This is a genomic window from Sedimentitalea nanhaiensis DSM 24252 (assembly GCF_000473225.1).
Lineage (GTDB): Bacteria > Pseudomonadota > Alphaproteobacteria > Rhodobacterales > Rhodobacteraceae > Sedimentitalea > Sedimentitalea nanhaiensis.
Window position 1 is genome coordinate 3,655,225 of the sequence record NZ_KI421509.1, and the last position, 25,409, is coordinate 3,680,633.

The window sequence follows — 25,409 nt, forward strand, 5'->3', positions numbered from 1 at the left end:
AAAATGCGCTTGTAGCTTAACGCCAGCTTCTAAATCGTGGCGAAGGCGGGCGATCTTTTCCTTAGACCATCAACATTTCGTGCTTGTTCGAAGGTCAGCTGCGCCCGGAAAAGAGAATGTCGCCGCAAAGCGGTCCGTTCGCAGTATACGCAAAAGGCCCACCAGGGATGGCGGGCCTTCCGGTTGATCTCGGTGTATCAGTTGGCGCAGGCGCGGATGGCTTCGATGTCCGGCCCATTAGGCGACCGACCCAGATTGAAGGGGGCGGACGCATCGCGCCATTTGGCGTAATCGGCCAGATATTCGAGCTGGCTGAGATAGACCTTGGCCGAGGCGGGGTTTTCGCAGGCGGTCTCGATGATCACCTCATTGGCGAGTTGTCGCGTAGCCCTTAATTGGGCTCTGCCTCAATCTGTGTGGCGGAACGGTAGCATTCTCGCCCGCAACAATTCTGGACCGGCTCGACCGTACATGGCGCGTTTGAGCGTCTTCAGGCGATTGATCTGACCTTCTGCTTGGCCGTTGCTCCATGGCATCTCGATGGCGTTTTTGACTGCATCGAAGTCCCGGTTCAATGTGCGGGCAAAGCGCACGATGGGCGCCAGATCGGTTTCGATCGCGTTGTCGATCCATGCTGGGAGCGGGTCTGCTTGGCGGCTGCGCAGGATACCGTTGAACCGCATGGCGAGACTTCGCATCGTTGCGAAGGCGGGAGAACCGGCCTTGAGCGCGTCGACTTTCCGCGCTTGATCCGGGGTGAGCTTTCCGCGGGGTTTGATGCACAGCGCGGCTGCGATGACCGGGGAAATCGCGTGCCCCGTTTCCGGGTCCCGGACTGGCTTAAGGATTTCGTGCTCTACCTTGGAGTCGCTCCCTTGCTGTTCTGCTTTTCGCCAGCCCGCCAACAGACGCTGCAAATGCGACTGACTCCCCTCGTAACCGCGCTCTCGGATCAGACGGAACAGGGCGCTGCCAGTTCGAATGCCCTCCTTCCAGCTTTGGCTCAGGAACTCTTCAAAGTACCACGGCGATGTCGGCTTCAAAGCGGCCCGCCTGCGGTCCGGTGGTGTCTCGAACTGCAGCCATTTCGCGATGCTGCGACGCGGGAACCCTGTTCGCCGCCCGATCTCGCTGCATGAAAGCCCCTGATTTCGGAGCGCATGAATGGTGGCGAAAATCTCTTCCCGAGACGTCCTATGCGCCAGGCGTGACTTCAGAAGGCTGCCGGCTGCGGTGATGTTGTCGGCGTCGGACAGCAGCGCCCTGCCGGTCGCACGGCCGTGAAGGTTCATTTGCTCCTCGATGGCCTGCCGCAGGTTTTGTACGATATGGAACCGGTCAGCGACCTGCTTCGCCTGCGGTGCCCCTTGCCGTGCTGCCTGGGCGTAGAGACCGCAGCGATCTCTGCTGATCACTTCCACCTCGGGGTGTCGCTTCAGCCAGTTGGTGCAGCTGACGACATCTCGATCCTCAAGAATGTCGATCACCACGCGACGCTCCAGATCCACAATGATCGTGCCGTAGGTTTGCGATTTCCGCCAACTCCAGTCGTCGATCCCGATGACTGTCGGCGACTCGCCACTGTCTTGGGCACGGTTCTTCAGCTGCCTAAGCACCGTGTCATCGCTGACTCCAAGGCCCAAACGATGCAACAACCGCTCGGCTGGCCGTCCGCCGGTCGCATGCCCAAGATGGGTGACAATCTCCCCGACACGCGAAGTACGACGTGCAAATGGACGCGCAATCGAGGCGATTTGGTCTGAGAATGTCCGGCGTGGGCAAGCGGGTGCCTGACATCGCCAACGGCAAATTGCGAGATCAACCGTTACCTCGTCTCCATGCGCGGGATAATCCTGCAGCCGCCGACGCCGCCAGCCGTGACGTCGGCGTGAATGCAATCCACAGTCTGGGCAAATGCCGTTGGGAGCCAAGACGCCAGATACAATCCACCCGCCTCTTTCACTTCGCTCAACGCTTTGAACGGCAACATCGCTCCCGGGCGACCAGTGCTTCTTCGAACTCACAACTATACCTCCTGAATTTTCCAGTTTCAGGATAGTTGCGCCACACAAAGTGAGGCAGAACCGATTAAAGGGCAACGCGACACCTGCTGCCGCTCACAGCGGCTTTCCTGCTGGAGCGTTGGGCAGAGGCGCGCCCGGAGCGGGCCGCGATAGTAAATCGCCTCGCCTGGCTGCCGGTTCCGCTTCTGGCTGTCGTGGTGTTCCTGATCGCGGCCTCGCAAGTCGACGAGGTACGGGATGCGCTGCCGGTTCTGGCGCAGGTGGCGGGCGTTTACGTCGCCTACCTCGTCGCCGCAGCACTTCTGGGTGCGGCGACCGGGCGGGCGGCCAGATTGCCCACTAGCGGGCGACGAACGGTCATCTTCTCGCTCGGAACCCGCAACTCCTTCGTCGTACTTCCGCTGGTGCTGGCGCTCGGACCGGAGTGGAACGTGGCGGCCGTGGTCATCGTTTTCCAGTCGCTCTTCGAGCTCTTCGGCATGGTCGCCTATCTGTGGATCGTGCCGCGCTATCTGGTCCCCGAAAATGCGGCGAACACGCAGGACTCCGCGGGGAACGAATGATCGCAAACAACGGCGCTGGCACCATTGTACGCTTGGCTGACATGCGTGGGCGTCCTCAACTATGGCCCTTCAGGTCACCTCCGTCAGCGCGTCGATCACAGGGCATTCAGGGACATCGTCACCGGTGCATTGCGCTACGGTGGAAGACAGCACGCGTTCGATGCGTTTGAGATCGTCGATCTTGGCGCGGATCGAGGCGAGATGCGAATTTGCCAGACCCTGCACCTCGCCGCAGGTCTGGGCCCCGCCATCGACCAAGGCGAGCAGATCGCGGACTTCGTCGAGCGTGAACCCAAGCTCGCGCGCGCGCATGATGAAGCGCAAGCGCGCGACATGCCGATCATCGTAGACGCGATAGTTTTTGCTGGAGCGCGGCGGCTCGGGCATGACGCCGATGTTCTCGTAGTAGCGAATGGTCTCGAGATTGCAGCCGGTCAGCCTGGCCAGATCTCCGCGCCTGAGGACCTTCACCGATCTGTGATGATTTATCACGTTTAACCCTCTTGAGCCTGTACCTGCTACAGACCCTAGATCGAGATCATCACTGAGGCAAGGATGATTCGAACCATGACTGAAACCACATCCGCCGGCCGGCAGACGGCAATGGACGAAACAGGGGCTGCCGACAAAAAGGAATGGGCGACAACCTGGCTCGGCGCGCTTGGCGCGCTGGCCATGACCTCATGCTGCATCCTGCCGCTGGTGCTGGTCAGCTTCGGCGTTACCGGCGTTTTCATTGCGCAGCTGGGCGTTCTCTACCAGTACAAATGGATCACCTTCGCGCTGAGTGCCGCCTTCATCGGCTATGGATTTTACAAGGCCTACCGTCCGATCCCGGCCAAAGTCTGCGCGGATGGCACCTGCGCGCGTCCCATGAACCGGAAACTCATGCGATCCATTCTTTGGATTGCCACCACCATCGTCACCGTCACGATGATCTTTCCCTATCTCACCCCATACCTTCTGTCCTACTGAAAGGCCGAACCCATGAAGTCACTCCATCTTGCCCTTGCGGTCGTTGGCACCCTCGCGGCTTTCCCCGCCAGCGCCGCCGAACAGCGCATCAATATCGGGGTCGGCGAACTGACATGCCCGACCTGCTCCTACACGGTGGCGGCGGCCATGCGGGGCGTTCCCTCGGTCGAGATCATCGACTTCACGGAAGGAGAGGAATTCGGCACCGGCACCTACATCGTCGCCTTTGATGACGAGGCCGCCGATCAGGGCATGATCGTCGAAGCAATCCGCGCCACCGGCTATCCGGCGGACATCGTCGAGTCCGGCGATTCCTGATCGCATTCACCGACCCGCACCCGGAGCTGGAGACAGCATGACAGACATGAACAATAACAATGAACCCACGACCCTTTTGCGGCGCGGCCTCATCGGCAGCGTATTTGTGGCGATCTGTTGCTTTACGCCGGTCTTGGTGCTGATCGTCGCCGGGGTGGGGCTTTCGGCCATTGTCGGATGGCTCGACTACGCGCTTTTCCCGATGCTTTTCACATCACTGAGCGTGGTTGCGTATGCCCTCTGGCTTGAGGCTGGAAAACTCGGGCGCAATCCAAAAATCCCTCTCATCGTCTTGGCCGTTGTTCTTTCGGCTCTGCTGTTCTGGCTGGAGTTCCGCTTTGCTCTGCGGATCTCGGTTGCCGCCGCTTTGGCGGTAGCGGGATATGCGCTCTGGCTCCGAAACTCCGGTCGGGTTGCTGCGGAAAACATGGAAGGCGGTCAGCAATGAACCAAGTCAAGAATTACTGACACAAAGAAATGAACAGGTATGACCAAGACGTATGACCTCATCGTGATCGGCGGCGGCACCGCTGGTATTGGCGTCGCCCGGATGGCCGCAGACGCAGGCTGGAGCGTCGCCAGCATCGACAGCGAACCCCATGGCGGCACCTGCGCCCTGCGCGGCTGCGACCCCAAGAAAATGCTGGTCGCGGTCACCGAGGGTGTCGAATGGGCCGAAAACATGGAAGGCAAGGGGCTGGAGGCGCAACCTTCGGTCACCTGGCCCGACATGATCGCCTTCAAGCGCAGCTTCACCGACGATATGCCGCCGCGCATCGAAGGCGGAATGGAGAAGGCGGGGATTGACGTCCTGCACGGAGAGGTACGGTTCACCGGCTCCGATACGATCGAGTTGAACGGCAAAACCCTGACGGCGAAGCATTTCCACATCGCCACCGGCGCGCGGCCGATGACGCTGAACATTCCCGGCGAAGAGCATCTGACCACCAGCACCGAGTTTCTTGAACTCCCCGACCGGCCTGACCGCATCGCCTTTGTCGGCGGTGGCTTCATCGCGATGGAATTCGCACATATCGTCAGGCGCGCCGGGTCCAGCGAAGTGACCGTGCTGGAGATGGCGGATCGCCCCCTTGGCAACTTCGACCCCGACCTGGTCGAAATGCTGGTCGAAGGCACCGAGGAACTTGGCATCGACCTGCGCACCAAGGCGAAGGTCACGAAGATCGAGAAACAGGGCGATGAATTCACCGTCACAGTGGAACGCGCCGACGGCACCGAAATCGTGACCTGCGACCTGGTGGTGCATGGCACAGGCCGGGTGCCGAATATCGACGGGCTGAACCTCGAAGCCGCAGGCGTCGAATACTCGCGCCGCGGCATCAATGTGAGTGACGCGATGCGCACCACCAATCCGGCGATCTTCGCCGCGGGCGACTGCGCTGACAGTGGGCCCAAGCTGACCCCGGTGTCCGCCTTCGAAGGGCGTGTGGCAGGCAAGAACCTGCTGGCTGGAGAGGACGAGCGTACCGTGGATTATCCGCCGATCCCGTCGGTAGTCTTCACCCTGCCGATGGTGGCCACCGTGGGCTTGTCGGAAGCGGTGGCCAGGGAACAAGGGCTGAAGTTCGACACCCATTTCGAAAAGACCGGGGACTGGTATTCGTCGCTGCGCGTCGGCGCGAAACATACCGGATTCAAGGTTCTTGTCGAACATGGCAGCGGGCAGATCCTCGGCGCGCATCTGATCGGACCGGGCTCCGAGGAACAGATCAATCTCTTCGCCATGGCCATGGGTGCCGGGCAGACCGCCAACCAGATCAAGGCGATGATCTTCGCCTATCCGAGCTATGCCTCCGACATCGGGTCGATGGTGTAATTTCAGAATTTTGGCCGGGCGACCGTCGCGATGTCCGGTCGCAGGCCAAGGAAGAAGACATGGACCAGACCGTCAAGAAAAAGGATTGCTGCTCATCGAAAGAGGTGAGCGGCGACCAATATGACCTCATCGTCGTGGGAGCCGGCTCGGCCGGGTTCTCTGCCTCGATCACGGCAGCCGAGGCCGGAAAGCGCGTGGCTCTTGTCGGGCACGGCACCATCGGCGGCACCTGTGTGAACGTTGGCTGCGTGCCATCCAAGGCGATGATCCGCGCCGCCGAGGCGGTCCATGGCGGCGCGTCCGCTGCCCGGTTTCCGGGCATCTCGCCTTGCGCCCATGCCGTGGACTGGGGTGGCGTGGTGAAAGGCACCGCCGATCTGGTCGAGGAGATGCGGCAGAAGAAATACATCGACCTGCTGCCCGCCTATGAGAACGTCACTTATATCGAGGAAGGCCCGGCGCGACTGGTCGAGGGTGGCGTCGCTGTCGGAGGCCGGGTGATATCCGCACCGCGCGTCCTGATTGCCGCCGGGTCTCGCCCGCATATACCTGTAATTGACGGGATCGAGGCCGTGGAGGCGTTGGATTCCTGGGGACTGCTGACTCTACCCGACCGGCCCGAAAGCATCCTCGTTCTGGGCGGCGGCTATATCGGCTGCGAGCTGGCGCAAATGGCCTCGAGACTGGGTGTGAAGGTCACGCTAGTGACCCGCTCACGCCTTCTGCCAGGCGCCGAGCCGGAGGTGACCGAGGCGCTGACGGAGGCGCTGAAGGTCGAGGGCATCACGGTCGAGACCGGTCTTGCTTACGTCTCGGTCGCGAAAGCTGCGGGCGGCGTCAGTCTGACTGTCGAACGGGGTGGCAAGACCGAGGATCTGACCGCCGAACGGCTGGTTGTGACCACCGGTCGGATCGCCAATTCCGAGAACCTTGGATTGGAAGAGCTTGGCATCGAGACCGATGCGCGCGGCTCGGTCATGGTCGGCCCCGACATGGCGACCACGCGTGCCGGCGTCTGGGCCGCGGGCGATGTCACTGACCGTGACCAGTTCGTCTACATGGCGGCCTATGGTGCCAAGGTGGCGATCAATAATGCCCTTGGATTGGAGCAGATGCGCTATGACAACGCGGCGATGCCGTGGGTCGTGTTTACCGACCCACAAGTGGCCGGCGTCGGCCTTTCGGAGGCCGAGGCCAAGACGGCGGGGTACGACGTCAAGACCAGCGTGATCACGCTCGACAACGTCCCGCGCGCCGCCGCTGCACGCGATACCCACGGCGTGATCAAGCTGGTGGCCGACGTCAAGACCGACCGCCTGCTGGGCGGTCAGATCGCAGCACCCGAGGGCTCTGAGACCATCCAGACGCTTGCCATGACCCTCAGGTTCGGTATGACCGCAGGGGCGCTCGGCGAAACGATCTTCCCATATCTGACCACGGTTGAAGGACTGAAACTGGCCGCACAAACCTTTGACAAGGATGTAGCAAAGCTCAGCTGCTGCGCGGGGTGAGACCATGGCATCAGGCGATAGATCGGACTTCTTGTCGACGCTTCCCGGGGGGCTGATCGGCTGGGGCTTGCCAATCGCCGCGATGCTCCTGGCGATCGGCGTCCCGCATCCGGTCAAGACCTGGGTCTGGGTCATAGCGCTGATCTGGATGGGAGCAGCTTGTCTTTGGAACGCGCACCGGTGCAAGCGGCGGCATTGCTTCTGGACCGGACCGTTTTTCTTTGTGATGGCGCTGGCCGTATTGGCTTACGGGTATGGCCTTGTGGACCTGAGAAGCCAGGGATGGAAGTGGCTGGGTGCGGTGATCGGGATTGGCGCGTGGGCTATCGCGGCCATCACGGAGCGCGAGGGCAGGTATCGTTGATGGACCTTGCGGAACGACGACTTTTGACCGTCCCTGTCGGCGTCGCCTACGATTTTGTAGAACACTTGGTCAATCGGCAGGAGAGTGCTGTATCCGCGCGATGGATTATTGGACCACTGAGCTTGATACAGGTCATAACCGGACCGTCCGCAACCTGAGAGCATTTCCAATTACCGAAACAGAAGAAAGGCTCATCGCAGCGGCTGCAAACATCGGAGAGATCAATAACCCGAAGAATGGATACAGGATTCCCGCAGCGATCGGAACGCCGGCCGTGTTGTAGATCATCGCGAAGAAGAGGTTCTGCCGGATGTTTCGCATCGTCGCCAGCGAAAGACGCCGCGCGCGGACAAGTCCATTCAAATCGCCCTTCAACAGCGTGAAGCCGGCGCTCTCAATGGCCACATCTGCACCGGTTCCCATTGCGATCCCGACGTCCGCCTGTGCCAGGGCAGGCGCGTCATTCACGCCGTCGCCAGCCATCGCGACCTTGCGACCCTCGGCCTGAAGCTCGCGGATGATGCGGGCCTTGTCTTCGGGCAAGACATCGGCCCGGACATCATCGATGCCAAGCCGTGACGCGACGGCACGCGCCGTGCGTTCGTTGTCACCTGTCGCCATGACAATCCGGAAGCCCAGTTCGTGCAGCGCCTTCAATGCGGCGGGCGTCGTTTCCTTGACCGGATCGGCGACACTGACAAGGCCCGCCACGGCGCCGTCGATGATGACGAACATCACCGTTTCTCCTTCGTCGCGACGGGCGTTAGCAACTTGGCTCGCGGCAGGCGCGTCGATTCCAAGCTCACCAAGCATTCGCGCGTTCCCAAGAGCGACGGACTTACCGTCCACGCTGCCCTTGACCCCCATGCCGGTGACCGCCTCGAAGTCATGCGCGCTGGCAAGGTCTATCCCGCGCGCCTCGGCCCCGCGAACAATGGCCTCGGCCAGGGGGTGCTCCGACCCGCGTTCAAGGCTGGCGGCCAGCCGCAGGACCTCTTCCTCGTCATGGCCGTCCTCGGGAAGGACGGCGGCAAGCTCCGGCTTGCCCATGGTCAATGTGCCGGTCTTGTCGACTATCAGGGTGTCGACCTTCTCGAACGCTTCCAGAGCTTCGGCATTCTTGATGAGGACGCCCGCCTGAGCGCCGCGTCCGGTCGCCGTCATGATCGACATCGGTGTCGCGAGCCCGAGCGCACAGGGACAAGCGATGATGAGCACCGCAATGGCGGAAACGAGACCATAGGCGAGGGCAGGGGAGGGCCCCCAGATCGACCAGGCAATGAATGAAACGATGGCCACGGCGATCACGGCCGGCACGAAATGCCCTGCCACTGCGTCGGCGAGCTTCTGGATGGGCGCGCGCGACCTTTGTGCGGCTGCCACCATCTCGACGATCTGCGCGAGCATCGTGTCCTCACCGACGCGTTTCGCTTCGATGATAATGCTGCCAGTGCCGTTGATCGTGGCACCAGTAACGGTATCGCCTGTCACCTTTTCGACCGGCACGGGTTCGCCGGTGAGCATCGACTCGTCGACAGAGGACCGCCCGTCGATCACTTCGCCATCCACCGGCACTTTCTCGCCCGGTCGTACCCGGATGTGATCGCCGATCTGGACATGCTCAAGCGCTACTTCTTCCTCACTTCCATCGGCACGGATAATTCGGGCGCTCTTGGCGGCAAGGTCGAGCAGAGCTCGAATGGCGGAGCCGGTTCGCTCACGTGCGCGCAGCTCCAGGATTTGGCCGAGCAGAACCAGCACGACAATCACTGCCCCTGCCTCGAAATAGATGCCGACATTGCCCTGGTCGTCGCGGAAGCCCGCAGGGAAAAGGCCTGGTGCGATCACCGCGACGGTGCTGAAGGTCCAGGCCGCGATGACGCCCATGGCGATCAGGCTGAACATGTTGAGGTTCAGCGTGCGGAAGCTCTTCCAGCCTCGCACGAGAAACGGCCAGCCGGCCCAGAGAATGACCGGCGTCGCCAGGATCAGCTCCAGCCAGTGAGCAAGCCTTTCCCCCGTCCAGTCGCGAATGGGCATGCCGACATAGCCGCCCATCGCGAGCAGGACGACGGGGATGGTCAGCGCCCCGCCAATCCAGAAGCGGCGGGTGAAATCAACGAGTTCGGGATTCGGGCCTTCGTCACCAGTGGGCACGCCCTTGGGTTCCAAAGCCATCCCGCAGATCGGGCAGTCACCCGGTCCGACCTGCTCGATTTCGGGGTGCATCGGGCAGGTGAAAATCGTTCCCTCGGGCATCGGCTCCGGCGCCGGCCCTGCACCCAAATACGTCTCGGGCTCGGCGTCGAACTTGTCCTTGCATCGTGACGAGCAGAACAGAAACTCTTCGCCCGCGTGAGTTGATCGGTGTTTGGCTGTCGCGTGATCGACCTTCATCCCGCAGACGGGATCAGTGACTTCGCGTGTTTCTGCTTTTTTAGTGTCCATGTCAGGTTCCTTCGGCAGGCTGCTGACAATTCACTTAATGCTTCTAGTTGCTGGAAGGTCAATAGAAGCCTGCACCCTTTCAAATGTTCGATCCCAGACGCGGCCTCCAACCTTCCAGCGCTGGAAATTGAAACCAAATGCCAATGACTTAGTTGAACCGGTAGCAACTGAAAGAAGGAATAAGATCATGATGGATGGTGGAATGATGGGTGGCGGCATGATGCTTGGCATGGGAATCGTCTGGCTTCTTGTCATCGTGGTGCTGGTTCTCGCGATCATTGCGCTGGTGAAATACTTGCGCACATAGCGGAAAGCCGGAGTGTCTCCATGGCGGATGAAAGCAAGCCAGTCGTCATTGTCACGGGGTCGAGCGGGTATCTCGGGTCCGCGGTGGTGCGGCGGTGCGGCGATTACACGGTTGCTACCGCGTCGTCGGACTTGACCGGTATTCGCCGCCCCATCCGCCGCATCAGGCCGAGTGCGTCTGCTTCGACATCACCGATCAGGCAAGTGTCGATACCGCGCTTGATCGTGTGCGGCTGGCTTACGGCGACAGGATTGCCGCCTGCATTCACCTTGCGGGCTATTTCGATCTCAGCGGCGAGGATGATCCGGCGTATGATGCCGTTACGGTCGAAGGCTCAAAACGGCTGATGAAGGGTCTTCAGGGGTTTGAGCTTGAACAGTTCGTCTTCGCTTCCACCATGCTTGCCCATGCGCCGACCGAGCCGGGGGAGCCGATAGACGAGGATCATCCTCTCGATCCCAGGTTTCCTTACCGCGCATCCAAGGTGCGCACGGAGAAGGTACTGCGCGAGGTAAGGGGCGACGAGAAACTCGTGCTGATGCGCCCCGCCGGTATCTACGATGACAACGGGCAGTCGACTTTTCTGACCCACCAGATCGCCCGCATTCACGAACGACGATTCAGCGGCAAGGTTTATCCTGGCGATCTGTCGCGCGGGCAGGCGTTCCTGCATCTCGACGATTTTCTAGACGCGGTGGAACGTATCGTTGATCGGCGCGTCAAGCTGCCGGACGTTTTTCCGGTGCTACTGGGCGAGGCCGACCCGATCCCGTTCGGAGAATTGCAGCGACTGATCGGACGCGAACTGCATGGCGAAGACTGGATCACGTGGAACGTGCCGCCCCAACTGGCCAAGCTCGGCGCCTGGACGGAAAACAAGGTATTTGGCGAGGATGCTTTCATCCGGGCGTGGATGGTCGATATTTCCAGCGATCATTATGAACTCGACCTGTCCGCCGCGAAGAAGCTTCTGGGCTGGGCTCCTCAGCACAGCCTGCGCGAGGACATGCCGGGCATCCTTCAGCGCCTGAAGGACGATCCCTACGAATGGTACGAAGCGAACGGGTTGAACGCGGCGCGGGTCTCGGCGGCCAAGGTCGAGAACGCCGTGGCTGAAGAGGCTGCCGAGAAGGCACCGACCGAGTCCGAAGCGAAGGAGAACAGGCGCGAGCACGACGAGCATATGCGGCAGATGCATTTCTCGATGCTCTGGGTGCATTGGCTGGTCATGGCGCTCGGCCTGTGGCTGGCTACCGCGCCATCGGTTTTCGGCACCTTCGATCAGACCGAATTCAGCGCGGCGGTCCAGCGCGTGACGGAGGATCGCGGGCTGTGGGCCGCCGCCACGCGCAGTTGGCTGACCGCGTGGAACAATGTCTTCACCGGACTTGCCATCATGGTCTTTGCCGCCCTGTCGCTGCGCCATGGTAACGGCTGGGCGCAATGGGCGAATGCAGCACTGGGCGTCTGGCTGCTGGCCGCGCCGCTGGTGTTCTGGACGCCAAACGCGGCCGTCTATGCCAATGACACGCTGATCGGCGCGCTGGTGATCGCACTGACGATCCTGATCCCGATGATGCCGGGGATGTCGCGTGAGGGGATGATGGACGATACCGACATCCCGCCCGGCTGGACTTATTGCCCTTCCACATACGTCCAGCGCCTGCCGATCATCGCGCTCGGTGTCGTGGGCTTCATCCTGTCGCGCATCCTGTCGGCCTACCAGCTCGGCCATGTAGACGGCGTGTGGGAGCCGTTCTTTTCATCGCCGGTCGCGCTGAATGGCACCGAATACATCATCACCTCCGATGTCTCAAAAGCCTGGCCCATTGCCGACGGCGGCCTTGGCGCGATGAGTTACATGTTCGAAATCATGATGGGCGTCATGGGCAGCCGCCTTCGCTGGCGCACGATGCCCTGGATGGTCGCACTGTTCGGCATCGTCGTCGGGCCGCTCGGTGTGGTCAGCATTTATTTCATCATCATCCAGCCGATCACCATCGGCACCTATTGCACGATCTGCCTGATGGCGGCGCTGGCCATGCTGATCATGATCCCATTCTCACTCGATGAAATCGTCGCGATGGTCCAGTTCATGGTCTGGAATACGCGCCGGGGCAGACCGTTCTGGCGCGCGTTCTTCAGGGGCGATGCTCTGCCCGGTGGTACAACGGGGGGCGAAATGAGTTTCGACGCGCGACCGATGCAGATTTTCCGACAAAGCGCGCGGGGCGTTACCGTTCCATGGACACTCGGGCTGAGTGCTGGGATCGGGGCCTTCCTGATGCTGTCGCGCGCAATCTTCGGTAACGAAGCGGCAATGGCGAACAGCGATCACCTGCTGGGCGCACTGGTCCTGACTACAGCGGTCATCGCCTGGGCCGAGGTCGCGCGTCCTCTGCGGTTCCTCAACATCCTCTTCGGCCTCTGGCTCGTCATCGCGCCCTGGTCCCTGGACGGAGGCACGGTGTCAGGCAGCCTTGTCGGTATCCTCGCCGGTATCGCTCTCATCGCGCTCAGCCTGCCGCGCGGGAAGCGCAGCGAGGAACACTATGGGAGTTGGGACAGGTTTATTGTTTGAAGGGTAATCACAAAAAAGTATCCGAGTGTTCTTGACCTTCCAGTAGGTGGAAGCCCTATCTAGTGTTTCAAGGAGAGGATTGTCAGCCATGAACATTGGAAATGTTTCGGAACAGAGCGGATTGCCGGCGAAAACGATCCGGTATTACGAGGATATAGGACTCGTGCAACCGTCGCGGCGTGAAAACGGGTACCGCGATTTCGCTGTTCAGGATCTGCACAAGCTGGCGTTTCTCGGCCGGGCGCGGTCATTGGGTTTCAGCATCGATGAATGTCGCACGCTGTTGTCATTGTACGAGGACCGCGAGCGGTCCAGCGCCGACGTCAAGGCGATCGCACAAAGCCATCTCGCGCGGGTGGACCAAAAAATCGAGGAGTTGCAGGCGCTGAGCGCGACGCTTCGTGATCTCGTTGTTCGGTGTCATGGCGATGATCGTCCGGACTGCCCGATAATGGATGATCTGACGCGTTCCGACGTCCGGAGACGCGAAAACATCCCGCTGGAACAACCCTCTGAACACTGGTAAATTAGCCGCATGCACTTTGTCGCCCGCCTCATCATGATAGCCGTCCTTGCCGCCTTCGCGGTAAGCTCGGTTGCGCATGCGGCCGGTTCGGCCAGGATGGCATCTGAAATGATCGCAGCCGGAGTTGAAATGGCAGGTGTCGGCTGCGAGGCATGTGATGACGATACGGCGGGAACCTTGGGCGTCGCATGTGATTTTGTCTGCAACTCAGCGGCCGCCGCCGCGGTCGTGGAAGCGTCGGCGGAACTTGGTCCACTTGCAGTTTCGAGCGCTCATGGACTGCCGATCGCGCGGGATCTTCGCGGTCTGACCAGCCCACCTGCCAAACAGCCTCCAAAAATCCTTCTCTGATCTGACACGCGCCGCGGTTTCGCGGCCGCAGTGTCATGCCGTGACGCCGGAGCAATGCCGCTCCGCGTTGCAGGTATTCCCCAACCGCAGTTGCCGCTTTGGCTCCGGCGGAGGACCGAATTATCAGAGAGCCCCAGACCGATGTCTTTGAAATGCAAACCTACCGTGACGCGCCGCGCCTTTGTCGCGTCGTCGCTCGCGGGTGTCATGTCCACCACTCTGCCTTTTCCGGGGGCGGCGGAAGCCGCCACCCAGAAATTCTCGCTCCGGGCCGCACAGGGAAGAACAAGGATTGTTCCTGAGCCACATTCCGACACCGCGGCCTGGTGCTACAACGGCAAGGTACCGGGCCCGGAGATCCGCATCCGGCAAGGCGAACGCCTGCAGGTCGAGGTTACCAACGACCTTGCAGAGGAAACCACCGTGCATTGGCATGGTATCCGGCTTCCGAACGCAATGGACGGGGTGCCGCACCTTACACAGGTGCCGATCGCCCCGGGCGACAAGTTCGTCTATGAATTCGATGCAGTCGATGCCGGCACCTTCTGGTATCACCCACATCAGCGCAGCTTCGAGCAGGTCGGGCGCGGTCTCTACGGTCCCCTTATCGTCGAGGAGGCCAATCCCCCTCGTGTCGACCGCGAAGTTACCTGGGTGCTGGACGACTGGCGACTGACCGACGACGCATCGATTTCTGACGATTTCGGCAATGCCCATGACGTGAGTCACGCGGGCCGCCTCGGCAACACCGTGACGATCAACGGTCTTGTGCCGGAGACATTCGAGGTGGCATCAGGGGAGCGGATCCGCCTCCGCCTGATTAACGCCGCGAATGCCCGGATCTTCGCGCTCGATTTCGGGGACCATACACCGCGCATCATCGCGCTCGACGGCCAACCCGTCACGCCACATGACCCGCCGGGCGGTCTTGTCGTTCTTGGACCCGCAATGCGCGCCGACGTAATCCTGGATTGCATCGGTGAGCCCGGCGCGCAAGCCCAGCTTGTAGACCGTGCCTATCGCGGGAACGATTTTCGAGTCCTCGATTTCACCTACGCTGATACCGCCCTGCGCGAGGCTACACCGGACTGGCCGATCACACTGCCAGTCAACCCTATTCCCGAACCAGACCTGAGTTCTGCGCAGCGTCATGAGGTGACGTTCACCGGCGGGATGATGGGCATGATGGTGGAGCGGGAGATGGGCCTGGAGCCGCGTGGAGGCATGATGGGCGGCGGGATGATGGGCATGATGCATGACGGACGCGGCATCTGGTTCGTCAACGGAAAAGCCGCCGAGGGGCATGTGCTCGACCCGTTCCTGACGCTTAAACGCGACGCAAGTCACATTCTGGAAATGACCAACGCGACCGCTTTTGATCACCCGATTCATCTGCACGGCCACTCATTCCGCGTAATCAGCCGAAACGGTGCGCCGACGCCGCATCGGGAATGGCAGGACACGGTGCTCATGGCGCCCCGCGAACGGGTCGAGATCGCCTTCGTCGCCGACAACCTCGGCGACTGGATGTTCCACTGCCACATTCTCGAACACCAGGCTGCGGGAATGATGGGCGTGATCCGCGTCGCATGAGCTCCGGAGGAGGACAAGATATGACAAACAGTACCTTGAATTTTGAGCCGGACAGACGCCACTTCCTGGCACTGGGTATGGGTGCAGCCGCAGTGCTCGTATTGCCCGGCGCGGTGCGCGCGGCCGACCGGGCGGCCGATATTCGAACGCTCGCCTTCGACGGCGACACGCTGCTGATCGCAGGCGCAACACTGAGGGCCAGCCTCGACGGCGGTCGCAGCTGGCAAGAGAGACCGACACCTTCCCCGGTCTCCTCGATCGCCACGCATCCTGCGCGTCCCGGACGTCTCCTTGCCGGACTGGCGCGGGGAGGGGTGGCCGTGTCCGGCGATGGCGGATCGTCATGGACTACCCGAAGCGACGGGCTTGCCTCCGGTGAGGTCACGGCGCTGGCTGTGGCCGCCGGAAACCCCGACATGATCTATGCCGCGATCCGCGGCGACGGCCTCTGGAAGAGCGAGGATGCAGGCGCAACCTGGGCCCTGGCCATGGACCGGCCCTGGCTCGACGCGGCCGAGCGCGACCCGCTGACGCTGGTATCGGTCGATCTCGATACCGGAATGGGCGGCATATGGATCTATGCGGGAACCGAGAAGGGCCTGACCCGCGTTCCGGACTGTTTCTGCCGCTGGCAGGACGTTCAGCCGGGCAATGCGATGGACGCTCTGGCGGCGGGCGACGCACCGCCTGCCGAGGCACCCCTGCCGGCGGACGAACCGGTCCTGTCGCTGGCCAGTGCCCTGACGGCACCGTCTAAGCTTTACGCGGCACTGCCCTCGGGGGTCTGGGCGTCGCAGGACGGCGGCGTGGTCTGGACGCACAAGGCAGAAGGGCAGGGGAGGGCCATCGCGCTTCACCCAAGGGACGAAAATCACGTGGCCGCCATACTTAACGGCGCTCTGAAACTCAGCCGCGATGGCGGCGCAACCTGGATCGCGCTCGCGATCGCATGATGGAGAACCCCATGAACAGAAGAATTTTCCTGGCTTCGCTTGCTGCACTTGGCGTCGGCGGAACCTTCACTTTCACGACGCTGACTTCGGCACAAAGCACCGATGATGCGACCGGTCACGCAAGTACCGATGTGTCAGACGGAACGAAGCAGATCACCATCTGGCGCGACCCGGGCTGCGGCTGCTGTGACACCTACGCCGATTACCTGGAAGAGAACGGTTATACGGTAACACGCATCGACGATCGGGAATTCGACAAGCGCTCGATCGAAGTCGGCGTTCCCGAACAGGGGCTCGGCTGTCATCTGGCCGAGATCGAAGGCTATTTTGTCAGTGGACTGGTGCCCTCGGAGATCCTGGAAAGGCTGGTCGCGGAGAAGCCCGACATCACCGGCATTACTTTGCCGGGCATGCCTGCGAACGCACCGGGCATGGCAAGAGTAAAGACCGGTACGCTCAAGACCTACGCCTTCGGCGAGGGCGGGATCGCCGTTTACTCCGATGAGTAACTGCATGGACATGATGAACGGCCCGATGATGGGTGTGATGATGTTCGGTGGAGGGCTATTGCTCCTGCTCGTCGCTGCGTTTCTGGTGCTCAGCCTCGTCGCACTCGTGAAATACCTCAGGAGTGCGACATGAGGCGGGCCGCAACAATCGGTGCCGCCATCGTCGCACTATCCGCGATCGGCTTTGCCGTCCTCGCGCAGTCGGAAACTGACGAGGATTTGGTGGAAGGGCTTTCCTTCCTCGGCGAACCCGTGACTGTAGCCGACATCTCAGCAGGGCAGGCGCTCTATGCGGAGAATTGCGCATCCTGTCACGGTGCCGAACTGGAGGGGCAGCCCGATTGGCGGCGGCGTCTAGACAATGGGCGCATGCCCGCTCCGCCACATGACGAAACCGGCCATACCTGGCACCATTCGGACTGGAACCTCTTTATCGTAACCAAGGGCGGCGTCGGTGCCGTCGTGCCCGGTTATGAAAGCGACATGCCGGCGTTTGAAGGCATCCTGACCGACGACGAGATTGCCGATGTTCTCTCTTACATCAAAAGCACCTGGCCGGATCGACAGCGCAAATTCCAGGCGGAAGTCTCTGTCAACGACAAGGGTGATTTATGAGCGCGGTCGAGGCCAATCGCCGTAAGGGTCGGCTTGTCACCGTGCTGCCAGTTGCGATCTTCGCCCTCATCGGCGCAGGTTTTTATTGGGGCCTGTTCAATGGCAACGACACTCTTCCTTCCCCACTTGTTGGCAAGGCGGTGCCTGAGTTCGACTTGCCGCCGATAGAGGGACGAACCGACGGTCTGTCGACCGCCGACCTCAAAGGGCAGGTGTCTATCGTGAACGTCTGGGCATCCTGGTGCGTGCCGTGCCGGGTAGAGATGCCGTTGCTGAACGAACTGGCGGCGCAGGGTGAAGTCCCGATCTTCGGCATAAACTACAAGGACCGTCCCGAAGAGGCATTGGGCTTTCTCGATGAGCTTGGTGACCCTTACACCCGCATCGGCGCCGACCGGAACGGGCGCGTGTCCATCGATTGGGGCGTCTACGGCTTGCCCGAGACCTTCGTGATCGATGCCGAGGGCCGGATTGCCTACAAGCATATCGGCCCCTTCAACCGCAACTCTCTGGAGGAAAACATCCTTCCCGTGGTGCGGCGTCTTCAGGAAGGAGCGGGATCATGAAACGACGTGAATTGTTGACTGGCATGGCGGCGATTGGCGTCGCAAGGCCGGTTCAAGCTAGACCATTGATGCCGCTTCACGAAAAGCCGCGAGAGATGTTGTCGCCGCCCTTCGTGGACGGGGCGGGGCGCGATCTGACGCTGGCGGATTTCCGGGGCAGGGTGGTCCTACTGAACATCTGGGCAACCTGGTGTGTTCCCTGTCGTGAAGAGATGCCAACGCTCGACGCTTTGCAGGAAAAGCTGGGCGGGGACGATTTCCATGTCCTGCCACTGTCCATCGACCGCGCGGGAATGAAGGTGGTGCGCCGCTTCTACGAGGAAATCGGCATTCGCCATCTGGGAATGTACCTCGCCGACAGCACAAGGGCGATGCTGGCATTCGGTGTACTGGGCCTTCCCACCACGATCTTGATCGATCGCAACGGTTTCGAGCGCGGACGACTTGTGGGGCCGGCCGAATGGGACAGCCATGAAGTCATGGCCCAAATCCAGACCATCATCAACGAAAGGAGTGAATAGCCAATGTCCGAAACATCACCTTACACCGAAACGCCGGAGGCACGTCCGTGGCGGCCGCAATTGGGACGGCGAAGTCTGATTCTTGCGTCAATGGCGATCATTGGCGCCGGGCTTTACTTGAATTGGGGCTGGGTGACGGCCATCGGAGCCGCGCCGCTGATCCTGGCCGTGGCACCCTGCGCCGTGATGTGCGGGCTTGGCGTCTGCGTGATGTGCAAATCCAACTCATGCGAAAAAAGTAACTCGGCCGCAGAGCCGAGCTTGTCGAGGGACTGAACCCGAAAAGCTCTAGAAAACCTGAAGGAGAAACTTAATGACACTTTTCAAGAACCTGAGCATGGCGACTGCCGTGTCCACACTTTTGGCCACCGGCGTGGTTGCCCAGGACAACACCGGTTTGTCCGGCCAGATGATGGACGGTGAGAGCGGCATGGCCGGCAACATGATGAACGGCGATATGTCCGGCATGGACGGCATGATGCCCATGATGAAGATGATGCAGAAAATGGGCCCGATGATGGAGGCCTGCACCGAGATGATGGAGGCAATGAACAACTCCAAGAATGAAACCGCCCCTTCGACCGACAAGGGCTGAACAGCCATCGCCGGGGGCTGATGCCCCCGGCGAGAAGGCGCGGAAAATCGAGATGACATTCAAAACTACCCACCAAATGCTTGGAGTTTTGCTTTGGGCGCTGATCTCTGCGCCCACGACGTCGCTGGCCCAGCAATCGACGCCGCTCGACCAGGTTGAGCAAGAGGCCATCAAAGCCTTGATCCTGCAAACGATCCGCGAGAACCCGGAAGTTCTAGTGGATACGCTCTTGGCCTTCGAGGAAGAGGCTCAGGCACAAGCCGAGGCCGAACAACATGCTGCTATTGCGCGCGTGGGTGACCTCCTGCTTGCGGACGGAAACACCGGCGTGATGGGCAATCCTGAGGGCGACATCGTGCTTGTCGAATTCTTCGACTACAACTGCCCCTATTGCCGACGCGCGGCCCCGGTCCTTTTCGAATTGATAGAGGAGAACCCGGACTTGCGCATCATCATGCGGGAATGGCCAATTCTCGGACCCGACTCCGAACTGGCGGCTCGAGCGTCGCTGGCGGCGATAAAACAGAACAAGTTCGAAGCATTTCACGAGGCGCTGATGGCACATCCGCGCGCCAATACCGTCTTTATAAGAAGGGCCGCTGAGCAGGCGGGGCTGGACTACGACCAGTTGCAGGCAGACATGGACGCGCCTGAAGTCGATGCCCATATCGCAAAGTCTCACGATCTCGCACGGCAGCTTGGAATATCCGGCACGCCGACGTTTCTGATCGGGGAAACACTTCTTCCTGGATTGTTGGAAAAGGCCGATCTTCAGGCGCTGATTTCGGAGGCCGAAGATGTCGATTGAACCCGGTGAAACCCCTCCGAAATCGCGGCTCCTGAGATCCATATTGTGGAGCACGATAGCTGTTGCGCTCGCTGGGCTAGCGATCTTTTGGGCTTTGGATAACTATCTTGGCAACCGATCGAAGGCCGTCCGCTATTCGGGTGAGGCGGATATTCGATCCGAATTTTCACTGATAGATCACACCGGACAAGAGGTGACACAGGCTGACTACGCCGACCGCTGGCAGCTTGTTTTCTTCGGTTTCACCAACTGCCCCGATGTTTGCCCGACGACACTGGCATATATGGCCAGCGTGCTGGACCTGCTCGGCAAAGATGCGGACCAGGTGGCGCCGATCTTCATCACGGTCGATCCGGAACGCGACACAGTGCCGGTCATGGCGGAATATGTATCAGTCTTTCATCCGAGCCTGATCGGCCTGACCGGAACCGAAGCGCAGGTTGCCGAGGCCACCAGAAATTTCCGCACATGGTACGAGCGGACCGAGGACGACAGCGCGCCGGACGGTTATTTCATGGCGCATGCCGGGCACATATACCTCATGCGGCCCGGTGGCGAATTTGAGGCGGTCTATCAGGAAGGCGGCCAACCGCCCGAGGCGCTGGCGCAGGAAATCCGCAAAAAGCTATAAACAATGGAACTTGCCAAATGAAAATTACGACACTTGCAACCGCGCTAACTCTCTGGCCATTTTTCGCATCGGCCGATGTAACGATATCGGACGGTTGGGCCCGCGCGAGCATCCTCGCCTCGCGTCCGGCTGCGGCCTATCTCACGCTCACGAGCAATCAAAGTGATCAACTGGTCGCAATCACGACGCCGATCGCTGGAAACGTCACCATTCACGCCGTCGAGACCGGCGGCGATGATGTTAGCCGAATGGTTGAGGTCGTCGCCTTGGACCTGCCCTCCGGAGAACCAGTGACCCTCGCGCCCGGCAGCATGCATCTGATGCTGATGGGCCTGTCGGAAAAACTCGAAGAAGGCACCGATTTGCCATTGATCCTGACATTCGCATCGGGTGCCCGAATGGAAATCAGCGTCCCGGTTCTCGGGCCGGGCGCAATGGGACCGCAGGAGTAACAGTCATGAAAAACATACTCCTGCTGATAGCCCTCGTCGCGGGCCGCCCGGCCTACGCAGATCATCCTGGCGACCGTCTTGACGAGGTGATGGCACAAAAAGAACCTGCTTTCACTGCCGTTGACCTCAACGAATTGCCGACGTTGAATCTGGTCGACGCTGACGGAAAACCGTTGGACTTGGAAAGCCTCTCCGATCAGGTCGTCGTTCTTAGTTTCGTCCCGTCCAACTGCGGGTTGCCCTGTGCTGATCAGCAGGCACTTCTTGAAAAGGTGAGGGGCGGAGTGAATGCATCTCCCATGCTGGACATGGTGACCTTCCTTGTGGTGACCGACGCCAGTGATCCGGTTCCCGGACCGATTGCCGAGAACGTGGTCATTGCTCGCGCAGAAGAGCCGATGGAGAATCTGATCGATCAGTATCGCGCGATTGTGCCAGATCCCGAGGCTCCGCTTGTGCATGTTATCGCGCGCGGCAACCGCCATTCCGGGGTCTTTGCGGGTTCCGCTTTCCGGCACATCAACATGATCCTGTACGTCAACGGCCTGACAAACGCACATTAATCGAAGAACGGACCCCCGGCATGACAGCGAATACCGAAACCACTGAGATGAACGACACCGGGTGGCTCTCCGTCATCCGCCGATACATTGTCTATACCGCTGTCGGTCATCTGATCTGGGAAATGGCACATATTCCGCTCTACACGATCTGGGTCGAAGGCACCTGGGGAGAAATTGTGTTCGCTGTCGTCCACTGCACCGGCGGAGATCTGTTAATCGCCATGAGCACGCTCCTGCTCGCCCTGTTTCTTGTCGGGGTGCACGCATGGCCGTCGGAACGCGCAGGGCGCGTCCTGCTTCTGGCGGTGGCCCTGGGCGTCTCCTACACGATCTTCAGCGAGTGGTTGAACATCGTGATCCGGGCGGCCTGGGCCTATCGCGACATCATGCCGGTGGTCCCCGTCATCGACGCCGGTCTCACGCCCCTGCTGCAATGGATCATCGTCCCGACCCTGGCATATTGGGCTGCCACAAGAGTGCCCTTGCGCAAGCTATTCAGGGGTGAACGTGGTTCATGGTAGATATCTCGCTTCTGGGGCTCACCGCCGCGCTCTTGGCCGGTACGATATCGTTTCTGTCTCCCTGCGTGCTGCCTCTTGTGCCAGGATATGTCTCTTACGTGGCCGGGCGCACAGCCGCTGAAGGCGGGGCGGCTGCGGCCTCCCCGTCGCGCGCGGTCTGGCTGAGCCTGTGTTTTGTCCTCGGCTTCTCCACCATTTTCATGGGGCTTGGCGCATCCGCGACAGCATTGGGTCAGGCCCTGCTTCAGTGGCGGTATGAACTCAACCTCGTTGGGGGCGGCATCATCATTGTCTTCGGGCTTTTCATGATCGGGGCCGCGCGTGTTTCGGTCATGGAACGCGACTTCCGATTCAATCTCAACATCCCCGGGGGCCAACCCGCTGCGTCCTATGTCCTCGGGCTTGCCTTCGGTTTCGGCTGGACTCCGTGTATCGGCCCAATTCTTGGCGCGATCCTGACAACCAGCGCGGCCAGCGCCACGATGGGCGAAGGCGTCATGCTCCTTGCCGTCTATTCCGCTGGCCTCGGGATACCATTTCTGATCGTTGCCGGTTTCACCGATCAGATCGCGGGCCGGCTCCGCGCCATCGGCCGGGTCGGCCGTCGCCTTCACCAGATTGCGGGCGTCGTCATGATCCTCATGGGCGTGGCGATGATGACGGGACAGTTGAGCGCGTTGTCGTACTGGATGCTTGATGCGTTTCCGGTTCTTGGACGAATAGGATAACAGCTCATGCGGTTCTACGAAAAACACATCCTTCCGGGCCTCACGCATCTCACCATGGGTCAGGAACAGCTTCTTCCCTACCGAAGGCGCGCAGTCTCAGGTGCGAAGGGGCGCGTGCTGGAGATCGGGATCGGCTCGGGCCTGAACCTCGCGCTCTACCCCGACGCCGTGGATCAGATCGTCGGTGTGGACCCTTCACCAGAACTCCTTAATCAGGCCGCGGAGGCTTCTCAGGGCTTGACACCGACAACGGAGATGATCGAGGGCGTGGCCGAAGCATTGCCGCTGGAAGATCGCAGCGTTGACTGCGTGATTGCTACCTGGACGCTCTGCAGCGTGTCGGAACCGGAGAAGGTGCTGGCCGAGAGATCCAGCGCGTTCTCAAACCTGACGGCGTCTTCCGCTTCGTCGAGCATGGAACAGCGCCGGAACCCAGCGTCCAGCGTTGGCAGCGCTGGCTCACGCTTGCCTGGAAACGTTGTGCCGGAAACTGTCACCTTGACCGCCAGACAGACACTCTGGTCGAACAGAACGGCTTCCGCATGGAGCGGCTCGACACCGGCTACGCGAAAGGTCCGAAACCCTTTGTTTTCATGTATGAGGGGCAAGCTCGCCTTTATTGAGGCAGCTTAGAAGGAGAACAATGTCGGCTTCCAAATGGCGAGATACTGATGACAAGGTAACCAACTCTCGGCGGGAACTTATAGAATATATCAGGGGTTACCGCATCATGAGCAAGCAGAAAAATGATAGACAAACCAATCTGACCCGCGGCATCCGCGTCGAGATCGCCAGCCTTGTCTACAATCTGATCGAGGTCGTCGTATCCGTCACCGTTGGACTTCTGACCGGCAGCGCCGCACTAGTGAGTTGGGGTTTCGACAGCACGGTCGAAGCCACCTCAGCCGGGACGCTGATCTGGCGCTTGAAGGCCGAGAAGGACGGTGGCGACAAGCGCACGGTCCTGCATCGCAAGAAGGTCGCGCTCTATGTGGTCGCCTGTGCTTTCTGGATCGTCGTCGCCGCGATCCTCTACGAGGCGGTGTCCGCCTTCATCTCGCAGGAGGCACCGGGCTTCAATTGGTGGGGGATCGCGATCCTGTTTGTCTCTTTAGTGGTCAATCCGCTATTGGCCTGGGGCAAGTATCGCTACGGCAAGCGGCTCGATTCACCCGCCCTGAAATACGATGCCAAGGATACCATGATCTGCGAATACCAGACCATTGTGGTGTTGGCCGGAATCGGTCTGACGCAATGGATGGGCTGGTGGTGGGCCGATCCGGTCGCGGCGCTTCTGATCGTGCCCTACGTTGCGTGGGAGGCGTTCGAGGCCACGAAGGATGCGCGGTCGGTCGGGCCGGGTGAGGCCGAAGCTACTGCCGACGCCTGACGTTGCGCATGATGAACCGGTTCTGGGGCAGTGATGGCAGCTCTCCTGGGTCAAGCTCCAAATCCTGATCCGGCACATCGTAGTCGATGTCGTTCACAAGATACCTGCAAAACGCCTTCATCTGACTGATCGCGATCCATTCACCCGGGCAGCGGTGGTTCGTGTAGTGGTTGCCGCCGCCCTGTGGAATGAAGTCGTAGGGGTTTTCGGCGCGGCCCCGAAACCGTTCGGGCCGAAACTCAAGTGGCGCATCCCATGAACGCCGATCGGTGTTCGTACCATAGAGGTCCAGCAGAACCCGGTGTCCTTTGGGAAAGCGATACCCTTGCCACTCGAAAGTACTTTTGACTCGTGCCGCGACCGCAGGAAAGAATGGATAGAGGCGGCGGACCTCCTGAACGAAGGGTTCGAGCAGTCCTTCGTCGTTCCGCAGTTTCTCCTGCCATTCTGGGTACCTGTACAGGGCGTGCGCCGTCTGCACGATGAATACAGACACCGCCACGGTCGGACGCAAGACGTTCAGCAACTCTACGGCGGCCACCCTGGGGTTCAACAACTCCCCGTCGAGATCGCGCCATGTCGCGATGAAATGAAGGGCGCTTTCCTGCGTCGGCTGAAGCTCGCCATCGCGGACCTGTTGGATCATCCGTGCTGCCCATTTTTCCAGGCGGTGGCGCGCCAGTCGCGCGGCCCAATGTTTCGGGCCGATGGCACCGGCGTCCTGAAAAAGCGATGTAAGCTGCGCCGTTCGGGTCGCCACCTCCGCCTCGGGAATCGGAACCCCACACCAGGCGCAAACGGCTCTCGTGAGCATTTCGCGCACTTCGTCGTAAAAAACGACTTCGTTCCTCGCCTCCCAGTCCGGCGCAAAGTTGTCCAGCATGTGAAGTGACATGCCCTGAAGCGCGGCTATATGCTCGGTCCCCATCATCGACATGAACATCTTCTTGCGGTGCTGGTGGGTAGCGTCGTCCAATCCCTGAACGCCGCCTTCACCCAATAGGGTCTTTTGTATGCGGCTTGGCATCGAGCCTTCGCGGATCAGCTGCTCTTCCCGATAGAAGGCTTCTGCCGCGGCAGCGCCAGTCATGCAGATTGTCTTGTGAAGAAGAATGCGCGTTTCGAAGAGGTCTGCGTCGAGATGGCGGCAAGTTTGCCG

General features: G+C 60.7%; 30 protein-coding genes and 1 pseudogene. 26 read left to right on the top strand and 5 right to left on the bottom strand.

Features of this window, described 5'->3' with window-relative positions; translation table 11 throughout:
- Positions 1–197: 197 nt before the first annotated feature.
- Positions 198–380, bottom strand: a pseudogene (locus NANH_RS28100) (ABC transporter substrate-binding protein); the annotation flags it as partial.
- Between the two features lie 27 nt (positions 381–407).
- Positions 408–2,024 (bottom strand): ISL3 family transposase, encoded by a 1,617-nt coding sequence (locus NANH_RS0119990; protein WP_073038202.1) that lies wholly within the window; start codon positions 2,022–2,024, stop codon positions 408–410.
- Positions 2,025–2,221: 197 nt separating this feature from the next.
- Here NANH_RS0119990 and NANH_RS26670 point away from each other — a divergent pair, with 197 nt between their 5' ends.
- Positions 2,222–2,587: a hypothetical protein gene (locus NANH_RS26670; protein WP_175543423.1), complete on the top strand. Its 366-nt coding sequence runs from the start codon at positions 2,222–2,224 to the stop codon at positions 2,585–2,587.
- 69 nt (positions 2,588–2,656) lie between these two features.
- On the opposite strand, the gene NANH_RS0120005 is transcribed toward NANH_RS26670, so the two are convergent.
- Positions 2,657–3,058, bottom strand: a complete 402-nt coding sequence (locus NANH_RS0120005) for a MerR family transcriptional regulator (protein ID WP_036051002.1) — start codon at positions 3,056–3,058, stop codon at positions 2,657–2,659.
- Between the two features lie 96 nt (positions 3,059–3,154).
- Here NANH_RS0120005 and NANH_RS0120010 point away from each other — a divergent pair, with 96 nt between their 5' ends.
- From NANH_RS0120010 to NANH_RS0120035, 6 genes are read left to right on the top strand one after another with little or no spacing between them, the layout of a single operon-like run.
- Complete coding sequence (locus NANH_RS0120010; RefSeq protein WP_027263666.1) at positions 3,155–3,562, top strand: mercuric transporter MerT family protein; 408 nt, start codon at positions 3,155–3,157, stop codon at positions 3,560–3,562.
- A gap of 12 nt (positions 3,563–3,574) precedes the next feature.
- Complete coding sequence (locus tag NANH_RS0120015) at positions 3,575–3,880, top strand: heavy-metal-associated domain-containing protein (protein ID WP_027263667.1); 306 nt, start codon at positions 3,575–3,577, stop codon at positions 3,878–3,880.
- Between the two features lie 37 nt (positions 3,881–3,917).
- Positions 3,918–4,328: a mercury resistance system transport protein MerF gene (gene merF, locus NANH_RS27570; protein WP_027263668.1), complete on the top strand. Its 411-nt coding sequence runs from the start codon at positions 3,918–3,920 to the stop codon at positions 4,326–4,328.
- A gap of 39 nt (positions 4,329–4,367) precedes the next feature.
- Positions 4,368–5,717 (top strand): dihydrolipoyl dehydrogenase family protein, encoded by a 1,350-nt coding sequence (locus NANH_RS0120025; RefSeq protein ID WP_027263669.1) that lies wholly within the window; start codon positions 4,368–4,370, stop codon positions 5,715–5,717.
- A 59-nt stretch (positions 5,718–5,776) separates the two neighbouring features.
- Entirely contained in the window at positions 5,777–7,228 is a 1,452-nt protein-coding gene (gene merA, locus NANH_RS0120030; protein ID WP_027263670.1) for a mercury(II) reductase, read from the top strand.
- Between the two features lie 31 nt (positions 7,229–7,259).
- Complete coding sequence (locus NANH_RS0120035; RefSeq protein WP_322786813.1) at positions 7,260–7,592, top strand: hypothetical protein; 333 nt, start codon at positions 7,260–7,262, stop codon at positions 7,590–7,592.
- Between the two features lie 132 nt (positions 7,593–7,724).
- Here the strand turns inward: NANH_RS0120035 and NANH_RS26680 are convergent, their stop codons facing one another.
- Positions 7,725–10,040: a heavy metal translocating P-type ATPase gene (locus NANH_RS26680; protein ID WP_074920683.1), complete on the bottom strand. Its 2,316-nt coding sequence runs from the start codon at positions 10,038–10,040 to the stop codon at positions 7,725–7,727.
- Positions 10,041–10,441: 401 nt separating this feature from the next.
- Between NANH_RS26680 and NANH_RS26690 the strand changes: the two genes are divergently transcribed.
- The 19 genes from NANH_RS26690 (at position 10,442) to NANH_RS26710 (ending at position 24,250) form a co-directional block, all read left to right on the top strand.
- Positions 10,442–12,928 carry a vitamin K epoxide reductase family protein gene (locus NANH_RS26690; RefSeq protein ID WP_245601477.1) on the top strand — a complete coding sequence of 829 codons (2,487 nt, stop codon included), beginning with the start codon at positions 10,442–10,444 and terminating at the stop codon, positions 12,926–12,928.
- 88 nt (positions 12,929–13,016) lie between these two features.
- Positions 13,017–13,454 (top strand): Cu(I)-responsive transcriptional regulator, encoded by a 438-nt coding sequence (cueR, locus tag NANH_RS0120055; RefSeq protein ID WP_005666896.1) that lies wholly within the window; start codon positions 13,017–13,019, stop codon positions 13,452–13,454.
- A gap of 9 nt (positions 13,455–13,463) precedes the next feature.
- Entirely contained in the window at positions 13,464–13,805 is a 342-nt protein-coding gene (locus NANH_RS0120060) for a hypothetical protein (protein ID WP_027263672.1), read from the top strand.
- 207 nt (positions 13,806–14,012) lie between these two features.
- Positions 14,013–15,398, top strand: a complete 1,386-nt coding sequence (locus NANH_RS0120065; protein ID WP_245601478.1) for a multicopper oxidase family protein — start codon at positions 14,013–14,015, stop codon at positions 15,396–15,398.
- A gap of 20 nt (positions 15,399–15,418) precedes the next feature.
- Positions 15,419–16,351 (top strand): beta propeller repeat protein, encoded by a 933-nt coding sequence (locus NANH_RS26700; RefSeq protein WP_027263674.1) that lies wholly within the window; start codon positions 15,419–15,421, stop codon positions 16,349–16,351.
- Between the two features lie 11 nt (positions 16,352–16,362).
- Positions 16,363–16,860 (top strand): DUF411 domain-containing protein, encoded by a 498-nt coding sequence (locus NANH_RS0120075; RefSeq protein WP_027263675.1) that lies wholly within the window; start codon positions 16,363–16,365, stop codon positions 16,858–16,860.
- Between the two features lie 4 nt (positions 16,861–16,864).
- On the top strand, positions 16,865–16,993 hold the full coding sequence (locus tag NANH_RS29610; protein ID WP_268951259.1) for a hypothetical protein: 129 nt from the start codon (positions 16,865–16,867) through the stop codon (positions 16,991–16,993).
- The gene (locus NANH_RS0120085) at positions 16,990–17,475 is read left to right on the top strand and encodes a c-type cytochrome (protein WP_027263676.1); all 486 of its coding nucleotides are present in this window, start codon (positions 16,990–16,992) and stop codon (positions 17,473–17,475) included. The genes NANH_RS29610 and NANH_RS0120085 overlap by 4 nt, the downstream gene beginning before the upstream one ends.
- Positions 17,472–18,041, top strand: coding sequence for a DsbE family thiol:disulfide interchange protein (locus tag NANH_RS0120090; RefSeq protein WP_027263677.1), 570 nt, complete (start codon positions 17,472–17,474; stop codon positions 18,039–18,041). Before NANH_RS0120085 ends, NANH_RS0120090 begins: the two co-directional genes overlap by 4 nt.
- Positions 18,038–18,562: a TlpA family protein disulfide reductase gene (locus NANH_RS0120095; protein WP_027263678.1), complete on the top strand. Its 525-nt coding sequence runs from the start codon at positions 18,038–18,040 to the stop codon at positions 18,560–18,562. The genes NANH_RS0120090 and NANH_RS0120095 overlap by 4 nt, the downstream gene beginning before the upstream one ends.
- A 313-nt stretch (positions 18,563–18,875) precedes the next feature.
- Entirely contained in the window at positions 18,876–19,157 is a 282-nt protein-coding gene (locus NANH_RS0120105) for a hypothetical protein (RefSeq protein ID WP_027263680.1), read from the top strand.
- Between the two features lie 52 nt (positions 19,158–19,209).
- Entirely contained in the window at positions 19,210–19,965 is a 756-nt protein-coding gene (locus NANH_RS0120110) for a DsbA family protein (protein WP_027263681.1), read from the top strand.
- Between the two features lie 94 nt (positions 19,966–20,059).
- Complete coding sequence (locus tag NANH_RS0120115) at positions 20,060–20,596, top strand: SCO family protein (protein WP_009824509.1); 537 nt, start codon at positions 20,060–20,062, stop codon at positions 20,594–20,596.
- A 17-nt stretch (positions 20,597–20,613) separates the two neighbouring features.
- Positions 20,614–21,048, top strand: coding sequence for a copper chaperone PCu(A)C (locus tag NANH_RS0120120; RefSeq protein WP_009824510.1), 435 nt, complete (start codon positions 20,614–20,616; stop codon positions 21,046–21,048).
- 5 nt (positions 21,049–21,053) lie between these two features.
- Positions 21,054–21,611, top strand: a complete 558-nt coding sequence (locus NANH_RS0120125; RefSeq protein WP_027263683.1) for a thioredoxin domain-containing protein — start codon at positions 21,054–21,056, stop codon at positions 21,609–21,611.
- A gap of 20 nt (positions 21,612–21,631) precedes the next feature.
- Complete coding sequence (locus NANH_RS0120130; protein ID WP_027263684.1) at positions 21,632–22,132, top strand: hypothetical protein; 501 nt, start codon at positions 21,632–21,634, stop codon at positions 22,130–22,132.
- The gene (locus NANH_RS0120135) at positions 22,126–22,860 is read left to right on the top strand and encodes a cytochrome c biogenesis CcdA family protein (protein WP_027263685.1); all 735 of its coding nucleotides are present in this window, start codon (positions 22,126–22,128) and stop codon (positions 22,858–22,860) included. Before NANH_RS0120130 ends, NANH_RS0120135 begins: the two co-directional genes overlap by 7 nt.
- Positions 22,861–22,866: 6 nt before the next feature.
- Positions 22,867–23,493 carry a class I SAM-dependent methyltransferase gene (locus tag NANH_RS26705; RefSeq protein WP_245601480.1) on the top strand — a complete coding sequence of 209 codons (627 nt, stop codon included), beginning with the start codon at positions 22,867–22,869 and terminating at the stop codon, positions 23,491–23,493.
- Positions 23,494–23,503: 10 nt separating this feature from the next.
- A complete protein-coding gene (locus NANH_RS26710; protein WP_005613351.1) occupies positions 23,504–24,250 on the top strand; it encodes a cation diffusion facilitator family transporter in 747 nt (248 codons plus the stop codon).
- Here NANH_RS26710 and NANH_RS0120150 read toward each other — a convergent pair.
- Positions 24,234–25,340, bottom strand: coding sequence for a cytochrome P450 (locus tag NANH_RS0120150; RefSeq protein ID WP_232367732.1), 1,107 nt, complete (start codon positions 25,338–25,340; stop codon positions 24,234–24,236). The two genes, NANH_RS26710 and NANH_RS0120150, sit on opposite strands and share 17 nt — an antisense overlap.
- Positions 25,341–25,409 lie beyond the last annotated feature (69 nt).

Bases quoted from the DNA above. Each gene is read 5' to 3' on its own strand.
- NANH_RS0120125 (WP_027263683.1), top strand. From the start codon at position 21,054: ATGAAAAACATACTCCTGCTGATAGCCCTCGTCGCGGGCCGCCCGGCC.
- NANH_RS26680 (WP_074920683.1), bottom strand. From the start codon at position 10,040: ATGGACACTAAAAAAGCAGAAACACGCGAAGTCACTGATCCCGTCTGC.
- merA (WP_027263670.1), top strand. From the start codon at position 5,777: ATGGACCAGACCGTCAAGAAAAAGGATTGCTGCTCATCGAAAGAGGTG.
- NANH_RS0120120 (WP_009824510.1), top strand. From the start codon at position 20,614: ATGAAAATTACGACACTTGCAACCGCGCTAACTCTCTGGCCATTTTTC.
- NANH_RS26705 (WP_245601480.1), top strand. From the start codon at position 22,867: ATGCGGTTCTACGAAAAACACATCCTTCCGGGCCTCACGCATCTCACC.
- NANH_RS0120090 (WP_027263677.1), top strand. From the start codon at position 17,472: ATGAGCGCGGTCGAGGCCAATCGCCGTAAGGGTCGGCTTGTCACCGTG.
- NANH_RS0120095 (WP_027263678.1), top strand. From the start codon at position 18,038: ATGAAACGACGTGAATTGTTGACTGGCATGGCGGCGATTGGCGTCGCA.
- NANH_RS0120105 (WP_027263680.1), top strand. From the start codon at position 18,876: ATGACACTTTTCAAGAACCTGAGCATGGCGACTGCCGTGTCCACACTT.
- NANH_RS0120085 (WP_027263676.1), top strand. From the start codon at position 16,990: ATGAGGCGGGCCGCAACAATCGGTGCCGCCATCGTCGCACTATCCGCG.
- NANH_RS0120130 (WP_027263684.1), top strand. From the start codon at position 21,632: ATGACAGCGAATACCGAAACCACTGAGATGAACGACACCGGGTGGCTC.
- NANH_RS0120060 (WP_027263672.1), top strand. From the start codon at position 13,464: ATGCACTTTGTCGCCCGCCTCATCATGATAGCCGTCCTTGCCGCCTTC.
- NANH_RS0120025 (WP_027263669.1), top strand. From the start codon at position 4,368: ATGACCAAGACGTATGACCTCATCGTGATCGGCGGCGGCACCGCTGGT.
- NANH_RS0120150 (WP_232367732.1), bottom strand. From the start codon at position 25,340: ATGACTGGCGCTGCCGCGGCAGAAGCCTTCTATCGGGAAGAGCAGCTG.
- merF (WP_027263668.1), top strand. From the start codon at position 3,918: ATGACAGACATGAACAATAACAATGAACCCACGACCCTTTTGCGGCGC.
- NANH_RS0120135 (WP_027263685.1), top strand. From the start codon at position 22,126: ATGGTAGATATCTCGCTTCTGGGGCTCACCGCCGCGCTCTTGGCCGGT.
- NANH_RS29610 (WP_268951259.1), top strand. From the start codon at position 16,865: ATGGACATGATGAACGGCCCGATGATGGGTGTGATGATGTTCGGTGGA.
- cueR (WP_005666896.1), top strand. From the start codon at position 13,017: ATGAACATTGGAAATGTTTCGGAACAGAGCGGATTGCCGGCGAAAACG.
- NANH_RS0120065 (WP_245601478.1), top strand. From the start codon at position 14,013: ATGTCCACCACTCTGCCTTTTCCGGGGGCGGCGGAAGCCGCCACCCAG.
- NANH_RS26700 (WP_027263674.1), top strand. From the start codon at position 15,419: ATGACAAACAGTACCTTGAATTTTGAGCCGGACAGACGCCACTTCCTG.
- NANH_RS0120010 (WP_027263666.1), top strand. From the start codon at position 3,155: ATGACTGAAACCACATCCGCCGGCCGGCAGACGGCAATGGACGAAACA.
- NANH_RS0120075 (WP_027263675.1), top strand. From the start codon at position 16,363: ATGAACAGAAGAATTTTCCTGGCTTCGCTTGCTGCACTTGGCGTCGGC.
- NANH_RS0120110 (WP_027263681.1), top strand. From the start codon at position 19,210: ATGACATTCAAAACTACCCACCAAATGCTTGGAGTTTTGCTTTGGGCG.
- NANH_RS0120015 (WP_027263667.1), top strand. From the start codon at position 3,575: ATGAAGTCACTCCATCTTGCCCTTGCGGTCGTTGGCACCCTCGCGGCT.
- NANH_RS26710 (WP_005613351.1), top strand. From the start codon at position 23,504: ATGTCGGCTTCCAAATGGCGAGATACTGATGACAAGGTAACCAACTCT.